General features: G+C 69.1%; 6 protein-coding genes. 2 read left to right on the forward strand and 4 right to left on the reverse strand.

The genetic code is table 11. The features are described 5' to 3' along the window. Positions 1-1,478 precede the first annotated feature (1,478 nt). Positions 1,479-2,441 carry a hypothetical protein gene (locus BM536_RS01850; protein WP_073500136.1) on the forward strand — a complete coding sequence of 321 codons (963 nt, stop codon included), beginning with the start codon at positions 1,479-1,481 and terminating at the stop codon, positions 2,439-2,441. A 3,719-nt stretch (positions 2,442-6,160) separates the two neighbouring features. Next, positions 6,161-6,907 carry a DUF5131 family protein gene (locus tag BM536_RS01860; protein WP_073500073.1) on the forward strand — a complete coding sequence of 249 codons (747 nt, stop codon included), beginning with the start codon at positions 6,161-6,163 and terminating at the stop codon, positions 6,905-6,907. A 45-nt stretch (positions 6,908-6,952) separates the two neighbouring features. Here BM536_RS01860 and tcmP read toward each other — a convergent pair whose 3' ends face one another. The 4 genes from tcmP to cas3 form a co-directional block, all read right to left on the reverse strand. Then, positions 6,953-8,137 carry a three-Cys-motif partner protein TcmP gene (gene tcmP / locus BM536_RS01865; RefSeq protein WP_143650750.1) on the reverse strand — a complete coding sequence of 395 codons (1,185 nt, stop codon included), beginning with the start codon at positions 8,135-8,137 and terminating at the stop codon, positions 6,953-6,955. A 647-nt stretch (positions 8,138-8,784) separates the two neighbouring features. Continuing rightward, entirely contained in the window at positions 8,785-9,774 is a 990-nt protein-coding gene (locus BM536_RS01870; protein WP_073491819.1) for an ornithine cyclodeaminase family protein, read from the reverse strand. Positions 9,775-10,511: 737 nt separating this feature from the next. Next, positions 10,512-10,907, reverse strand: a complete 396-nt coding sequence (locus BM536_RS01875; RefSeq protein WP_073491820.1) for a hypothetical protein — start codon at positions 10,905-10,907, stop codon at positions 10,512-10,514. A gap of 2,081 nt (positions 10,908-12,988) precedes the next feature. Next, positions 12,989-15,901, reverse strand: a complete 2,913-nt coding sequence (cas3, locus tag BM536_RS01880) for a CRISPR-associated helicase Cas3' (RefSeq protein WP_158086481.1) — start codon at positions 15,899-15,901, stop codon at positions 12,989-12,991. Between the last annotated feature and the right edge of the window lie 99 nt (positions 15,902-16,000).

Consider the following 16,000-nt stretch of genomic DNA (forward strand, 5'->3'; position numbering starts at 1 on the left):
GCCAGTCAGCAACGAATGCGAACGAATGTAGACCACCCCCGCGGGTGCGGGGAGCAGTCGACCCGTCCGACGAGGGATTCGCGAAGGCCGGGACCCTCCCGACGCGTGCGGGGAGCAGTCCACGACGACGTACGCGCTCAGGTACGCCTTGGGACCATCCCCGCGGGCGCGGGGAGCAGACTGCGTCACCTGCAAGTTTCTCCCAGGCGAGGCCCGTTTCTCAGCACTTTCACCGACTCCGGCATACCACTCAAAACACCCCAACCGGCAGGCGTCGATGGTGGCGATGCTGCCGGGCGGCCCCACATCGCCCGTCGGTGACGGAGTGTCACCCCGGACCGGGGCGCCGACGAGTGGGCCTGCCCTCTCCGCGCGTGCGGGGAGCAGGGGGCGGCGGCCTGGCGCAAGCGGTCGGCCTGCCCGAGTTGCCGGACCATCCCCGCGCATGCGGGGAGCAGACAGCCGTGTCCAGCACGCTTCGCTCGATCTCGGGACCATCCCCGCGGGCGCGGGGAGCAGAACCTGGGGACGGCGGACCGGCGACAGGTGGCGGGGACCATCCCCGCGCGTGCGGGGAGCAGGGATGCCCTTGAGTTTGGCCTGCTCCGCGAGCGGGACCATCCCCGCGGGCGCGGGGAGCAGACTTCCTCACCTGCGAGTTTCTCCCGAGCAGGACCCATTTTTCAGCACTTTCACCGACTCCGGCATACCACTCAAAACGCCCTAACTGGCGGGCGTCGATGGTGGCGATGCTGCCGGGCGGCCCCACAGCGCCCGAGCCGCGCCGGCGACGACCGGAACGGGCGCGACCGGGGTTCGGGACCATCCCCGCGCGTGCAGGGAGCATCTGGCCTCCCTGGCAGCCCTGTTCACGCCGCGGGGGCCATCCCCGCGTGCGCGGGGAGCAGATCGTCAGGTTCATCGCCTTGTTCCCCGCCGAGGGGCCATCCCCGCGGGCGCGGGGAGCAGACTGCATCACCTGCGAGCTTCTCCCGAGCGAGGCCCTTTTCTCAGCACTTTCACTGACTCCGGCATCTCACTCAAAACGCCCTAAACGGCAGGCTTCGTGGAGGCGATGCTGCCGGGCGGCCCCACAGCGCTCACGACGGCGACGCGACGACCGGAACGGGCGCGAGACAGGCGAGGTCCCCGCGCGTGCGGGGAGCAGCAGACCCTGGACGCGCTCGCGGGTCCGGCCGAGAGGGACCATCCCCGCGTGTGCGGGGGGCAGTTGTCGGCGTACTCGTGGAAGTGCTCGGTCAAGTAAGGAGGGACGGACTCTGTCGCTGGTCTTGTCACTCGTGGCAGCAGTCCCTGTGCCACCCGGGAGCGGTCCGACGCCGCCCCCTCCCGGTGGGGTCTGACCGCCCCGGGCCGAGCTCTCGCGCAAGACAGCACCCCGTCGGGGGCCCCGTTACGGGGCTCGTCCCGCATGGAGGAGGATACGGGCCGGGAGGGGATTTTGAATGCGTTCAAAAATGCAGGAGCCGGTACAGCCATCGGCGGGCGTGCGGGACCGGTTCGGCGCGGTGCTGACGGCTTCGATGTCGGTACTGTCCGTCGAGACGGTGATCGGGGCAATAGCGCTCTTCGTGTGGGGGCAGTCCCAGGAGAGCGCGGGCCTTGCCTACAACCCGTTGGGGATCATTCTCCTGATCCTGATGGCGCCGTTCCTCGTGGCGGCCGGAGCCGTTCTCGCCGCCCTGCTCTCAATCTGCGTGGTGATGCCGCTTCTGGTCACCGCTGGTTGGTGCGGCCGCCGGTTCTGCGGGCGCGAGACGTGGTGGTGGGTTCCGGCGCTGGCGGCCACCGGAAGTGCCCCATTGGCCCTGGCCACAGCAGTGTTCGTGAAGGCCAATGCCCTGGAAGGCCTCGGCGGATGGCTCACTGCGACAGCCGCGCTCACCGCCACGGCGCTGGTCGCCCGCCGACTGCTGCTCCCGGACCGCCCGCGACTGTCCGGGAGCGCAATGCTCGGGCGGGTGGCGATGTACGGAACACTCGCTGTCACCGCCGTCGGCTCGCTCGCCGTGATCAGCCTGTACGCCGGAATCGGATACGAACCTCCGCAGCTGGGAGTCGAAGCGGCCGCCGGGACATGGTCCGACGGAAAGGGCGGCACGCTCACCCTCATGCCGGACGGTACGGCCACGGCGACCCGCGTCGAGACGTTCGAGCTCGACGACTCCTTCGAAACCGTGATGCACGAGTGCACCGGCACCGGGACCTGGGAGTACGACCCCGGTGCAGGACCCTGGTCACAGGAGGTGATTATCTCCGTCGACGACTGCCGCATGGACACCTGGGAGGTGCTCGGAACTTCCGAGCACCCCAAGCTGTTCGTCTACATCGGCGACCCCGACAGCTGGGACCTCTACACCCTGCAACGCCACCACCAGGCCCTACCTCCCAGATCCCGCCAGGGCGAGCCTGTGTCCTGACACCACCGACAGCGGGCGGCCTGCTCCCAAAGCGGGTGTGGTGGAGGTGACCGGTGGAAACGGCTCGCTGAGCAGGTTCACTCGTACCCGGTTGGCGGGGCCATCCCCGCGCGTGTGGGGAGCAGATGGAACGAGGGCGGCCGCCGCTGGAATTCGCGGGACCATCCCCGCGCGTGCGGGGGAGCAGGCGTCCGGCGGATTCCAGTTTCGTGATCTCCAGGGACCATCCCCGCGGGCGCGGGGAGCAGGCCGCAACCAAACTCCGTACCGCCTACCAGGCGGGACCATCCCCGCGGGCGCGGGGAGCAGACTGCGTCACCTGCAAGTTTCTCCCAGGCGAGTCCCGTTCCTCAGCACTTTCACCGACTCCGGCATACCACTACAAAAGTCCTAAAGCAGGCCTCGGTGGCAGCGATGCTGTCGGCCGGCCTCACATTGCCCGGTCCGCGGTGACGGGGTGTCACCGTGAATCCGGGGGCGTTGATGAGCGGGCCCGCGCCAGCGAGGAGGGCCCGGACCGTTGAGCCGTTCGGGTCCGGAACCACCCCCGCAGGCGCGGGGAGCAGCGGGGGTTCTGGCCGGCGCCTTCAACATCTTCGGGGCCATCCCCGCGCATGCGGGGAGCAGGGGACCAGCGTCCGCATGGTCGAGACGAAAAGGGGACCATCCCCGCGCGTGCGGGGAGCAGTCGACGCGGAACTCAAGCCCGGTGCGGGAGTCGGGACCATCCCCGCGCGTACGGGGAGTAGGTGATGGTGCCGCCGCCGTACACCGCCTTGAAGGGCCCATCCCCGCGGGCGCAGGGAGCGGCGCCGGCAGGCCACGCAAGACGCCATGCGCCGTGGATCATCCCCGGTCGCGCGGGGAGCAGACGTACACGTCGGCGTCGGTCCACAGTGAAGCGGGATCATCCTCGCGGGCGCCGGGAACGGAGTTTGAACGGTGCGGAGTTGAGAGGGAGCGGGGACCATCCCCGCGCGGGCGGGGAGCAAGCAGGCCTCGGGGGTGAGGTGGCTGCGGGCCCTGCCGGGACCATCCCCGCGCGTGCGGGGAGCAGAGGTTCAACCGCAAGGGCGCCAGCCAGATCAAGGGGCCATCCCCGCGGGCGCGGGGAGCAGGTGCGCGGCGGCGGTGTGCAGCCAACGGCGCTGGGGCCATCCCCGCGCGTGCAGGGAGCAGACTTCCTCACCTGGGAGTTTCTCCCGAGCGGGGCCCGCTTTTCAGCACTTTCACCAACTCCGGCATACCACTCAAAACGCCCTAACTGGCAGGCGTCGATGGTGACGATGCTGCTGGGCGGCTCCGCAGTGGCCGCACCCGCGCCGGCGCCGCCGACCGGAACGGGTGCGAGAACAGGCGAAGTCCCCGCGTTGTGCCCGATGAGACCATCCGCGGGCGCAGGGAGCAGCATGCTGTGACACGCATCGAGCCGATACAGCCGGGACCATTCCCGCGCGTGCGGGGAGCAGGCCTTGCTGATGGCGCCCGGGTCCCAATGGTCGGGACCATCCCTGCGGGCACGGGGAGCAGAGACCGGGTGGGTGGTGCTCGTGCCCGCGGGGGACCATCCCCGCGGGCACGAGAAGCAGGAGCTGCCGGTGCCGGGGACGACGCCGCCCTTGGGACCATCCCCGCGCGTGCGGGGAGCATACAGAGCTGAGCCTGACCCAGTTCCGGGCCACAGGACCATCCCCGCGGGCGCGGGGAGCAGCGCAAAGGCACGCGGTCCCTGCGCCGCGCCTGGGCCATCCCCGCGCGAGCGGGGAGCAGAGACCGGCGCCGAAGATCACGGCCTGTGTGAGGGGACCATCCCCGCGCGTGCGGGGAGCAGACTGCGTCACCTGCAAGTTTCTCCCAAGCGAGGCCCTTTTCTCAGCACTTTCACCGACTCCGGCATACCACCCAAAGGCCCTAACTGGCAGGCGTCGATGGTGGCGATGCTGCCGGGCGGCCCCACAGCGCACGAGCCCGCGCCGGCGACGACCGGAACTGGCGCCACCGAGGTCCGGGACCATCCCCGCGCATGCGGGAGCAGGAGGGACTGGCGGCGGGGGGTTCTCTTGCGGGGGACCATCCCCGCGGGCGCGGGGAGCAGAGGGCTGCGGTGTGGGATGCGCCGCGGCTGCCGGGACCAACCCCGCGGGCGCGGGAGCAGATGCGGCTTCGGCCGGCGCCGAGGCGGGCCGCAGGGCCATCCCCGCGCGGGCGGGGAGTAGGTGATGGTGCCGCCGCCGTACACCGCCTCGAAGGGAACCATCCCCGCGCGTCCGGGGAGCAGTAGAAGCGCGCGTTCCCGTCGGTGTTCGCCTCGGGACCATCCCCGCGCGTGCGGGGAGCAAGTTTCAGGACGACGGAACGGTGCCGGCCAGGGCAGGACCATCCCCGCGGGCGCGGGGAGCAGTCGAGGAGGTAGCCGTGCGGGCAGGCCGCGTAGGGGCCATCCCCGCATGCGCGGGGAGCAGACTGCATCACCTGCGAGTTCCTCCCGAGCGAGGCCCTTTTCTCAGCACTTTCAACGACTCCGGCATACCACTCAAAATGCCCAATTAGCGGGCGCCGGTGGGAATCGTGCGGGACCGGGGAGCAGCACCTGGCCGCCATCACCCAGTGCCGTCGCCGACAGGCCGCGAGTTGCAGAGCCTGGGGACCATCCCCGCGGGCACGGGGAGCAGGAGCGGTCCGTCTCCTCCTCGTCCACTGCCCAGGGACCATCCCCGCAGGCGCAGGGAGCAGGACTGGGTGGTGACGACCACCGGAAGGTCGTTGGGACCATCCCCGCGGGCGCGGGGGCAGTTCGGATTCGAGAAGTCGATGTAGCCGTCGTGGGGACCATCCCCGCTGGTGCGGGGAGCAGCCAACGGGCTGGACGTACCGGGTGGATGAGGAGGGACCATCCCCGCGGGCGCGGGGAGCAGCCGTACTCCACCCAGCGGGCATAGTAGGAGCGGGGACCATCCCCGCGGGCGCGGGGAGCAGACTGCGTCACCTGCAAGTTTCTCCCAGGCGGGGCTCGTTTCTCAGCACTTTCACCGACTCCGGCATACCACTCAAAACGCACCAACTAGCCGGCGCCGGTGGGGATGATGTTGCAACGGGGAGCAGCACCTGGCCGCCATCGCCCAGCCGGTGACCCAGGACCTTCCCAGCGAGTGCGGGAAGTTGGTCGCTATGCCACCCGAATGAAGGCTGAAGGGCCATTCCCGCTGACGCGGGGATCTGCGCTTCACCACGGCAACAACCACGTGGTCGAAGGCGCCATCCCGCGGGGAGCAGAGAGTGATGACGGCCCGTCCCGCCGGGTGCGGGATCATCCCCGCGCGTGCGGGGAGCAGTCGTACAGCGGCCCTGACTCCGACAACTGGGAGGGACCATTCCCGTCGGTACGGGGAGCAGGTCTGAGCGACCTAGAGTTCGAAAATCGTCTGGGGACCATCCCTGCGTGTGAGGGGATGATCCCACGGTGGGTCTCAAGGTGAAGTCCTCAGGCTGTGGTCGCGGCGGGCAACGGCCATATCAGTGCACGAGGTTGGCCTGTTTACATCATGCCCACTGACACAAGCAAGGGAACACGTGTTCGATGTTGAGGGTAGTGAGTACGGTGTGGCCGTCGGATGGTTGGATGCCGGTATCCGGTGGTGTGGCGGGTCGTTGAATTCACAGCGGAACGCCGCTGTGCCGTCGGAGACAGGGCTCGGTTCGAGGGGATGGAGGGCCGGCCGGTGAGTGACCGCAGTGCGATCGAGTGGACCGAGGCGACATGGAACCCGACCACGGGGTGCGACCGTGTCTCCGAGGGATGTGACAACTGCTATGCGTTGACGCTGGCGAAGCGGCTGAAAGCGATGGGATCGCCGAAATACCAGGCCGACGGTGACCCGCGGACCTCCGGTCCTGGGTTCGGGCTGACGGTGCACCCGGACGCCCTGACCGTGCCGTACGGGTGGAAGAGCCCGCGCACCGTGTTCGTCAATTCGATGAGCGACCTGTTCCACGCGCGGGTGCCGCTCGACTATGTGCGCCGCGTCTTCGACGTGATCGCTGATACGCCGCAGCACACCTACCAGGTGCTCACCAAGCGGGCCCGGCGGCTTCGACAGGTCGCCGACCGGCTGGAGTGGCCAGAGAACCTGTGGATGGGTGTTTCGGTGGAGAGCGCAAAGGAACTGCCGCGCGTCGACGACCTGCGGCAGGTGCCTGCGGCGGTGAAGTTTCTGTCGTGCGAGCCGCTGCTGGGGCCCTTGGACGGGCTGGAATTGGAGAGCATCGACTGGGTCATCGCCGGAGGCGAGTCCGGGCCTGGACATCGGCCGCTGGACGAAGCGTGGGTGACGCAGATCCGGGATACCTGCCAGGAGGCAGGCGTGGCGTTTTTCTTCAAGCAGTGGGGCGGCCGCTCGCCGAAGGCCGGCGGCCGCGAGCTGGAGGGCCGCACCTGGGATCAGATGCCGCTGCCCGCGGCAGTCTGACCGGCTGCAACTGGTGATGTGCCGGGCAGTAGCCTGTCCGGCACATCACGCCGCGAGTCCCCTGGGATGGAGGGTGATCTCGCGGATTTTCCGCACTCCCACTCCGTTGCTGGGGGTCTTGCCCTGGTCGCAGAGGAGCCGTACTGCCTTGCGGACCACCGGCTCGGTCACCTGACCGTAGAAATTCCCGAAGACTTCCAGGGTGTGGTCGACCAGTTTGGTCGGGCGGCGCGTGCGCAGCAGCAGTTTCTCCAGGTGGTCCGCGATCTCCAGTACCGCTCGGTTCTCGACCTCTTCGGGGTCCGGGCGCGAAGAGAAGAACGACAACTGCCCCTCCTTCTCCTCCTCCTCGCGCAGTTCGTGTGATTCCCACCATTCGTTGCGCGCTCGTGCGACGGTGTCGCCGAACACCCACAGGCCGTACTGACTGTGGGTGGCGAAGACCAGCCGGTAGACGGCGCGTTTGTGCGGTGCGTGCGAGACCGGTACCGACTGCACGAACATGCCGGTACGCCGGGCCAGGCGGCGGGAGTACTCGGCTGCCACCGCCTCGATGGCGTCCTCTGCTGCACCATCCCGGGCGGAGGCAGCCGACGCGTCGGCGAAGTACTCGCGCCACCACGTGCCGCCGCACACCTCGTCGAAACGCTGCAGCGACTTCTCGTTGCCCTTCGGGGACCGCACGTGCCCGCCCAGGCGCCACACGGCCATCATGCTGAAGTTCATCAGCAGCTCGGTCGCCGGCTTCTTCTGCGGACGCTGCCGGGCCAGCACGTCCACGAGCCGTTCCACGGGCAGAGCCAGCCCGCACGGGTCCAGGAACAGGAACAGCGGCTCGCGCACAGCTCGCTGGATCACACTGTCCAGAACCCCGTCGACCTCGCTGCGGTGGGCGTGCGCGAGCACCCCTCCCGCCCGGTAGTGCTCGACCACCTGCTGCAACCGCTCGAACGACTTCTGCTGCGCCTCGGTGAAGAAGCACTCCACGGTGACGCCGTGCCGGGCGCGGAAGTGGGAGGCAACCCGCAGCGCGATCTCTGCCGACGCCGGCTCACCGTTCTCGTAGCGGCCCTCGCCGGCATAGCCGTCCAGATAGACCACTCGTTTGTCGTGCGACTGACTTCCCGTCATGCCGCCGAACTGCGGCAAGTAACGTTTCAGCAACTCATGCTTGAACACGCTGGGCAACGCCTTGTCCGCCCAGTAATTCCCGCCCGTTCCGGTCGACACAGTCCCCCCACTCCGTCACGGCTCAATTGAGCGCCTGTAACGCATAGTCAGCCACCAGCCAGGGACCGGCAAGAGGCCCATTGCGCCACCCGCCCGTGTCGGAAACGGCTGTGCCGGTCCAGGGAGCGTGTGCCGACCCTCGGGCCCAGACGTATCCCATATGAGTGAGCTGGTCACGGACGAGAGGGACCACCCCCCCCCGCGCGTGCGGGGAGCAGACCCTGGACGCGCTCGCGGGTCCGGCCGCTCCGGGGCCATCCCCGCGTGCGCGGGGAGCAGATTGCGCCACCTGCGAGTCTCTCCGGAGCGAGGCCCACTTCTCGGCACTTTCACCGATTCCGGAATATCGCTCAAAACGTCCCAACTGGCAGGTGCCGGTGGGGTGATGCGGGCAACGGGGATCAGCACCTGGCCGCATCACCCCGCCAGTGGCGCCGGGGCCATCCCCGCGCGTGCGGGGAGTAGGTGATGGTGCCGCCGCCGTACACCGCCTTGAAGGGACCATCCCCGCGGGCGCGGGGAGCAGGGGCAACGGCGGCTCGGTGTCGGCCTACACGCGAATGTACTCAACCGCGTACGGGTGAATGTGCTCAACCGATGGACCGCGTTGCCGATCCTGCCGCCGTGATCGTGTGCTGGGAGTCGCATTACCGCAGTGTGATCTCCTCGCCGATTGACTGCTCGCGGGCCGAGGCGAGGACCAGGGCGGTGGCTGCGGCGTCCTGCGCTGCCACGCCGACCGACTTGTAGAGGGTGATCTGGTCCGGCGCGGTGCGTCCCGGTCTGCTGCCAGCGATGAGTTCGCCCAGTTCGGCGTGCACGTGATCGGCTGTGATGAGGCCGTCGCGGATCGGCATGAGCAGGTCGTTGCTGCCCGCGGGGAGCGGGGCAAGCACGGCCTGGCGTGATTCGACGCAGACCAGTGCCTCGGTGACCGTGGCGTCGTCGATCTCGCGGCCGGCCGAGTTGTAGCCCACGGACGTGATGTGCACCCCGGGTGTCAGCCAGGAACGGCGGATCACGGGTTCGACGGTGTGCGTCGTCGCGGCGGCGATGTCCGCGCCGTCGAGTGCCTCGGCGTAGCTGGACACGGCCCGGACGTCGCCCTCCAGTACGGCGGAGAGTTCCTCGGCCAGGGCAGCGGCTTTCGCCGGGTCCCGGCCGGCGACGCGGATCTGCCGGATCGGGCGGACCCGGCAGATCGCGCGGGCGTGGGACCGGGCCTGCACCCCGGTGCCCAGCACTGCCAGCACGGTCGCGTCCTCGCGGGCCAGCAGTCGCGCCGACAACGCGGAGCAGGCGCCGGTCCGCGCTGCGGTGATGGCCGTACCGTCCAGCAGCGCAGCGGGCTCGCCGGTGTCCGGATCGAACGCCACGATCAGCGCCTGATGTGTAGGCAGCCGTGCCCCGTCGTTGTGCGGGAAGAGTGACACCAGCTTCGTCATGAGCACCCCGGCCGACGGCAGGAAGCCCGGCATGGCCGCCAGGAATCCATCGCGTTCGGGCACCAGGGCGGCGACGCGGTCGGGCACCGAGGCGCGGCCGGCACTGAGGTCTGCCATCGCCGGGGCCAGGGCATCGATCAGCGAGTCCACATCGAGCAGGGCTTCGACCTGCGAGCGGCCCAGAACAAGCATGCGCCTCAACCTCCTGATGCGTCATCCGGCCAGCGACCGCACAGCCAAAGCGTCAACTGCAGCCCCCCCATTGCCCCGCTTGCGACACGCTGTCCTTCCTGAGCACGTTCATCCGTACGCGCCTGAGCCCATCAGCGAGTACGCCGACACTCGGGGTTGTTGGCGGGACCATCCCTGCATGCGCGGGGAGCAGTTATCGGTGGTCACGTTCGTTCCTTCCGGGGGGAACCATCCCCGCGGGCGCGGGGAGCAGACCTGGCCGTCGGAATACTCGTCGGGGGTCTCGGGACCATCCCCGCGGGCGCGGGGAGCAGTCGGCCACGCGCTGTGCACGCCGGGCGTCGCTGGGACCATCCCCACGGGCACGGGGAGCAGCCGTAGTCGTCCTTGGTTCGTTCGTCGACTCCGGGGCCATCTCCGCAGGCGCGGGGAGCAGCGGACCTCGCCGGTGCGGAACCGGCGGTAGATGGGGCCATCCTCGCGGGCACGGGGAGCAGATTTTGCCACCAGCACGGTGGACGTCCCCGCGGGGAGCAGACGTGCGCAGCAGTTCGCGCCACTCCTGTGGGGGGACCATCCCCGCGAGCGCGGGGAGCAGAAGGTGTCGGCGACACGGCTGAACTTGGCATGGGGACCATCCCCGCTGGCGCGGAGGGCAGGGCTGCGCGACCAGGAGGCCGAAGACCGTCTGGGGACCATCCCTGCGGGCGCAGGGAGCTGTCGGTTCACGAACGCGGCTACTTGGGTCCGTACTCAGCTCGGAGCTGGTCGAGGAAAGCCCGAGCGTCCGCTGTGGAGAAGGCGGTCACCTGATCCTCCTCTGTGGCCCCGGCGACAGCGATTTCCACCTCGCCGTTCCCTGTCGGCGACACCTGAATCGGTGGCTGCGCCATCCACATCACGTCGATCCCTCGGCGAACCACCACCGCAACCAGACCGGGCAGCAGTACCGCCGCACCGCCGGCGCCGCCCGGCCCCATGAGCAGATCCGCGAGCGCTTCGTTCGCGTCGTCACCGCGCACGCTCTCCGTGGTGAAGCCGATCTGACCGTTGCCAACATCGGTGACCAAGACCGCCATGTGCGTACAGTCCTCGTTGCGTTGCCACGGCGGGATCTTCCAAGTAAAGGCCATGGGCGCATCCTGCCCATGTGGCGAAGCCGTTGATGCCGAGACCGAGGCAACCGGCCGAAACCGGACCCATGGCGCCCCTACGATGACCGCCGTGACCACCTGCCGCGCGCCCCGCAGGCGCGGGGAGCAGCGTGCGTATCAACAGGCCGTAACCGACCGCATGGGACCATCCCCGCAGGCGCGGGGAGCAGTGGAGGTCGGCGAGCTTGGCCTTGACGATGCGGGGACTATCCCCGCAGGCGCGGGGAGCAGTGACGGAGGGCCGCGGGGCGGACGGCGAGGTCGGGACCATCCCCGCAGTCGCGGGGAGCAGACAACGCACTCGTGTGCTGGAGGCCCTGATGGGGGATCATCCCCGCAGGCGCGGGGAGCAGTCGAAGATCCCCAGCACCTTGACCACGTCGCGGGGACCATCCCCGCTTGTGCGGGGAGCAGGAGGACTGCGTGGCCAACACGAACCACCAGGCGGGACCATCCCCGCGCGTGCGGGGAACAGGGGCGAACCTACCCCGCGTGGGCCTGGACGACGGCACCATCCCGCGTGTGTGGGGAGCAGGCGGCCTGCGTCGACTGGATCGGGCCCGCGTGGGGACCATCCCCGCGGGCGCGGGGAGCAGACTGCATCACCTGCACTCCCGAGTGGGGCTCGCTTCTCAGCACTTTCAACCACTCCGTCATACCATCCCGAACATCCCAACTAGCGGACGCCAGTGGGGATGATGCGGGCAACGGGGAGCAGCACCTGGCCGTCATGACCAGGCTGGTGGCGTTGGGCCCTTCCCCGTGCCAGTGCGGGGAGCAGTCCGTGCGGCGATCGTAGGCGTGGCCGGCGCACCATCGCATGCGAAAAGCAGGGCTCTGCGCTCTGAAGTGAACCGGCCCGGTGATCCGGGGCCATCCCTGCGCGGGCGGGGAGCAGACTTCTTCACCTGCGAGTCTCCCGAGCAAGGCCCTCTTTTCAGCACTCTCACCGACTCCGGCATACACGGCAAACTCCCTAATGAGGGAGCGTGGCTGTAGCGATACCCGACGGTCTCGCGCCGGCGATGACACGGTGGCCGCATTTGCCAGAGGGTGGGAGCAGAGCGGCTGGTCACGGGGGGGTAGGCGAAGCCGGGCAGCAGAAGTCCTCAACCAGTACCGCCCCGCCGGGGGAGGGCAGCGACCAACCAGCCACCATCAGCTCATCGAAGGGCCGTTCCCCAGGTGCAAGGAGCATTTGCCCGTTGTGACGGCGCCGGCCACCACGGTGCAACCACCCCCGCGCGTGCGGGGAGCATTCGGTCGGTCGGGCAGCTCCGCCGTACCGCCGAGGTCCATCCCCGCGAGCGCAGGGAGCAGATCAACGGCGACACCGCCGTCGACGCCGAGTCGGGGCCATCCCCGCGGGCGCGGGGAGCAGGGTCCGCATCACCACCACCTCGACTTGGTCTTCGGACCATCCCCGCGCTGCGGGGCGCAGACGCCGCTCGAGGAGCCACGAATACGCCTGGGGATCATCACCGTGCGTGCGCGGAGCGGCGCAGCAGGTCGACGCACTGCTGCGGATCTCGTGGTCATCCCCACAGGCGTGGGGAGCACACGCATTCATCGGCGAACACCTCGGTGTAGTCGGGGCCATCCCCGCGCGCGGGGAGCAGGGGACGCGACCGGTGACCGGGCAGTCGACGCTGGGAGCATCCCCGATTGTGCGGGGAGCAGAGCCGCACCGGCGACAGTGTCACCTACTTCCGGGGACCATCCCTGCGTGAGCGGGGAGTAACCGATCATGCCGGCGCCGGTTTCCTCGTCGGTGGGACCATCCCTGCGGGCGCGGGGAGCAGGCGCCTGGACCGTCACCTTCTTCTTGTCCGGCGCGGGGCCATCCCCGCGCGTGCGGGGAGCAGTAGGTGCGGAACGTGAGGATGCCGCGCTCGAAGGGGCCAGGGCCAGGGCCATTCCCGCAGGCGCGGGGGTAGTAGGCCAGGCCGGTGTACTGCTGGACCCTGGGAGTGGGGCCATCCCCGCTGGACGCGGGGAGTTGGATGACACGCACGTTCGAACTTGCTTAGTGCAGTGAAGTAATCATAGGGAGAGGTTGGTTACGTGCGCTCGATTCCGGTGGTGTGGTCGTAGCGGAGCCTGCCGGCAGGGCCGCTGAGGCATGTGCCGTCCGGGGCCACGAGGATGACGTGCTTGTTCCTCAGAGCGGGCTGGGGGTGCTTGGGCCAGTCAGTGGCTGGGGGGAGGCCGCGTCGGCCGTTGAACCAGCGTGTGGGGATGGCGAGGGTGTTGGCGAGGAGGTCTTTCTGCTGGCGTCGGTAGGCGATCACGTCTCGGCTGGGGGAGCGCTGGCCCAGGTCGGCTTTCAGCAGGCCTTCGTGGTCGTAGGTGATGGTGGCGTCCGGTTGCTGGTACAGGATCAGGCAGTCGACCGATTCCTCTCCGAGGCGGGACACGGCCGCGATCCCTGTCACGCCTCCATTGTCGCCGTCGCCTTGGGCGTAGCCAGAGGCAAGGTCGTAGGTGGCCACCGGGGTCCGCCGCCGGCGCGTGTAAGGACGGAAGATGCGGGCTTCGGCCTGGAGTGCCTCGTCGGCGAGCGCGTCCAGGTATGCGGCGCGGGTGCGGTCGAGAAGCCCTTGTACCGCCCCGGCAGCCTGGAGGGGGGCGCCGTAGACGCTCTCCAAGGCCCATGCGGAGTCACGCGGGGTCTGAAGCCGCACCGTACCGTCACGGTCACGGCGTTGAGTGAGGATGTGCCAGCTGGCCGCCAGGACGTACGGGGCGTAGACCAGGCCGTCGTAGGTCCCGATCGGTCGTCCGGCGTCAAAGTCGGGGGGTTCCACGATGGGCAGCCCGTCTGGGTCGGGCTGCCACAGCATGGTGAGGCGTGCCGTGCGGCACCAGGACGGCCGGTGGGGGTTGTTGACGGCGTGCCGGTGGATGCGGCCGCGGAACTGTACGGCAACGTCGATGGGGCACAGGTCGGTGACACCGTGGTCGAAGTCCAGGTCCAGGGATTGTTCGATCACCCCTGTCGCGAACACCAGTAGGCGGTTGGGGCGGTTGGGGTTGCGCTTGCCTTCGGTGCCGGGTCCGAGGATGTTGGCGAGCCGGGCTTCGAGCAGCAGCCTGTGCCGGGGGAGCAGCATTCCGTGCAGGATGAGGATCTCGTCCGGCTGCCAGCCGCTTGCGCGGGCGAGTCGTACCGCTTCGCGGTAGCGGGAGCGGCACGGGTCGACCCGCGTGCTGCGGACCACGACGCATCCGCCACTGCGTGCCCGGTCCAGGAGCGCGGCGACGAGGTTCCTGTCGCCTGAGTCCTTGCTCAGTTGGATGTCCGTCAGCAGCTTTGGCGTCTCGGGATTTTCGGCGAGGGGGCCGCCGCGGCGGAGCCGGCCATGGTGGTCCACCACGGTGATCCCCTGGCTTCCGTCATCGTCTCCGGTCGCTCCGAGGCCGCGCCGCCAGGCAGCCGTCAGTTCGTCTCGGATGCTGCGGGGGAGTGTCGCCGACAGCACTACCAGCGATGCCCCGCCCTCTGCCAGCCACTCCACAGCGGCGCTCAGAAGGTTCTGCTGGAAGAGTTCGTAGGCGTGTGCCTCGTCGATGATGACGACCTTGCACATCAGTGCCCCCAGTCGCAGTGCCCAGTGTCGTGAGCCTTGCGGTGCGAGAGCGATCTGGTCGACTGTGCCGACCCCGAATCCGGCTACCAGAGCCAGGCAGCGCCGCAGGTACCACGGGTCCAGTACTGCCAGGCCGCTGCCGTCGGTGCAGGTGGCCGTCTCCACTGCACTGGTCAGGTCGGTCAGCGCATCCCCGTGCGTTTGGTGTGCGTCGACCAGCTGGTGGACGAGATCTGTGGCCTGGGCCGTGCCGTGCACGAGCGCCATGTCGCGTACATCCCCTGGTGCCAGGACGGTCTGCAGAAACTTCCGTAGCTCCTTGGCGACTTGGTTGCCGGCCGCTCTCGTGGGCAGCGCCATGTACAGGCCGCTGTATCCGCACGTACGTGCCAGGTGGTGGGCCATCCATAGTGCCAGCCTCGTCTTACCGGAGCCGGTGTCCGACTCCACCACGATCATGGCCTGCCCTTCGGTCGGTACGAGGCGCATGCCCGCGGCCTGGAACGTGCGCGGCAGCGGGGTGTCGGGCCACATCTGGGCCCACGTCATGGGTCGTGCCTGCCAGCGGGCGAGCCGCCGGACCCGCACCGCTTGGTTGGCCTCCTGGACGGAGGCCTGCCACCAGTCGGTGACCGGCGTGGTGTGGACACGGAAGCGGAAGAACTCCGTGTCGGAGGCGACCCAGTCCGCCAGGTACACCAGGTACAGGAATGCGACCCGTGCTGAGGGCCGCACCGGATCGACCACCTGTACCAGGGTGCCGAGGTCGAGTCCGACCGCGTCAGCCACTGTCTGCACGATCGCTGCGTGTACGTCTCCCCATTGTGCGGCCGGCGCGGCTCCCCGGGCCCGCTCGACAGTCTCCGGGTTCGGGATGTGTCCGTGATGGCCGCCCAGGAGCACCCCGGCATCATGCAGCCCTGCATGGCGCTCGCCGGTGCCGCCGCACTCCGGGCACGGGCAGCCCAGCAGCTGGGGCAGCGCTACGGCGGTGATGTGCTCGTGCCGGGCGTAGAAGGCGCGGGCCAAGTCGTCGCCCAGAGGCAGACCTGCTGTACGGGCCTGTTCCTCCCACGCCTTCGCCAGCAGTTTCGACTGGAGGTTTCCCCGGCCGTGCTGCCACTGCCCGAGAAAGCAGTCGGACGCCTTCCCGAGATCGTGGAGGGCTGCCAGCAGCATCACCACCTGCCGGGCGGTTGCCTCGTTCCCGGCGCCGAAGGCTTCGGTGAGCCGTCGGCAGATGTGCGGGGGAAGGTGCCGGTCCCACAGGACGCCCGCTGTAGCAGCGACGTCCAGGAGGTGAGCGAGCAGCGGTGTCCACGCCGGGTCGCCGCGCCGGGCACTGTCACCACTCTGGTCGGTCTTGCCCCACGCCAATACCACGGCTCGGAGTAACTGTTCAAAACGGCTCACCATCAACTCCCTGCGCTGCTAGCGTCGTTGACCACTTCATCACGCCAGTCAACGATGCACACGATGAGA

This window comes from Streptomyces phaeoluteigriseus (assembly GCF_001896135.2).
Taxonomy (GTDB): Bacteria; Actinomycetota; Actinomycetes; order Streptomycetales; family Streptomycetaceae; genus Streptomyces; species Streptomyces phaeoluteigriseus.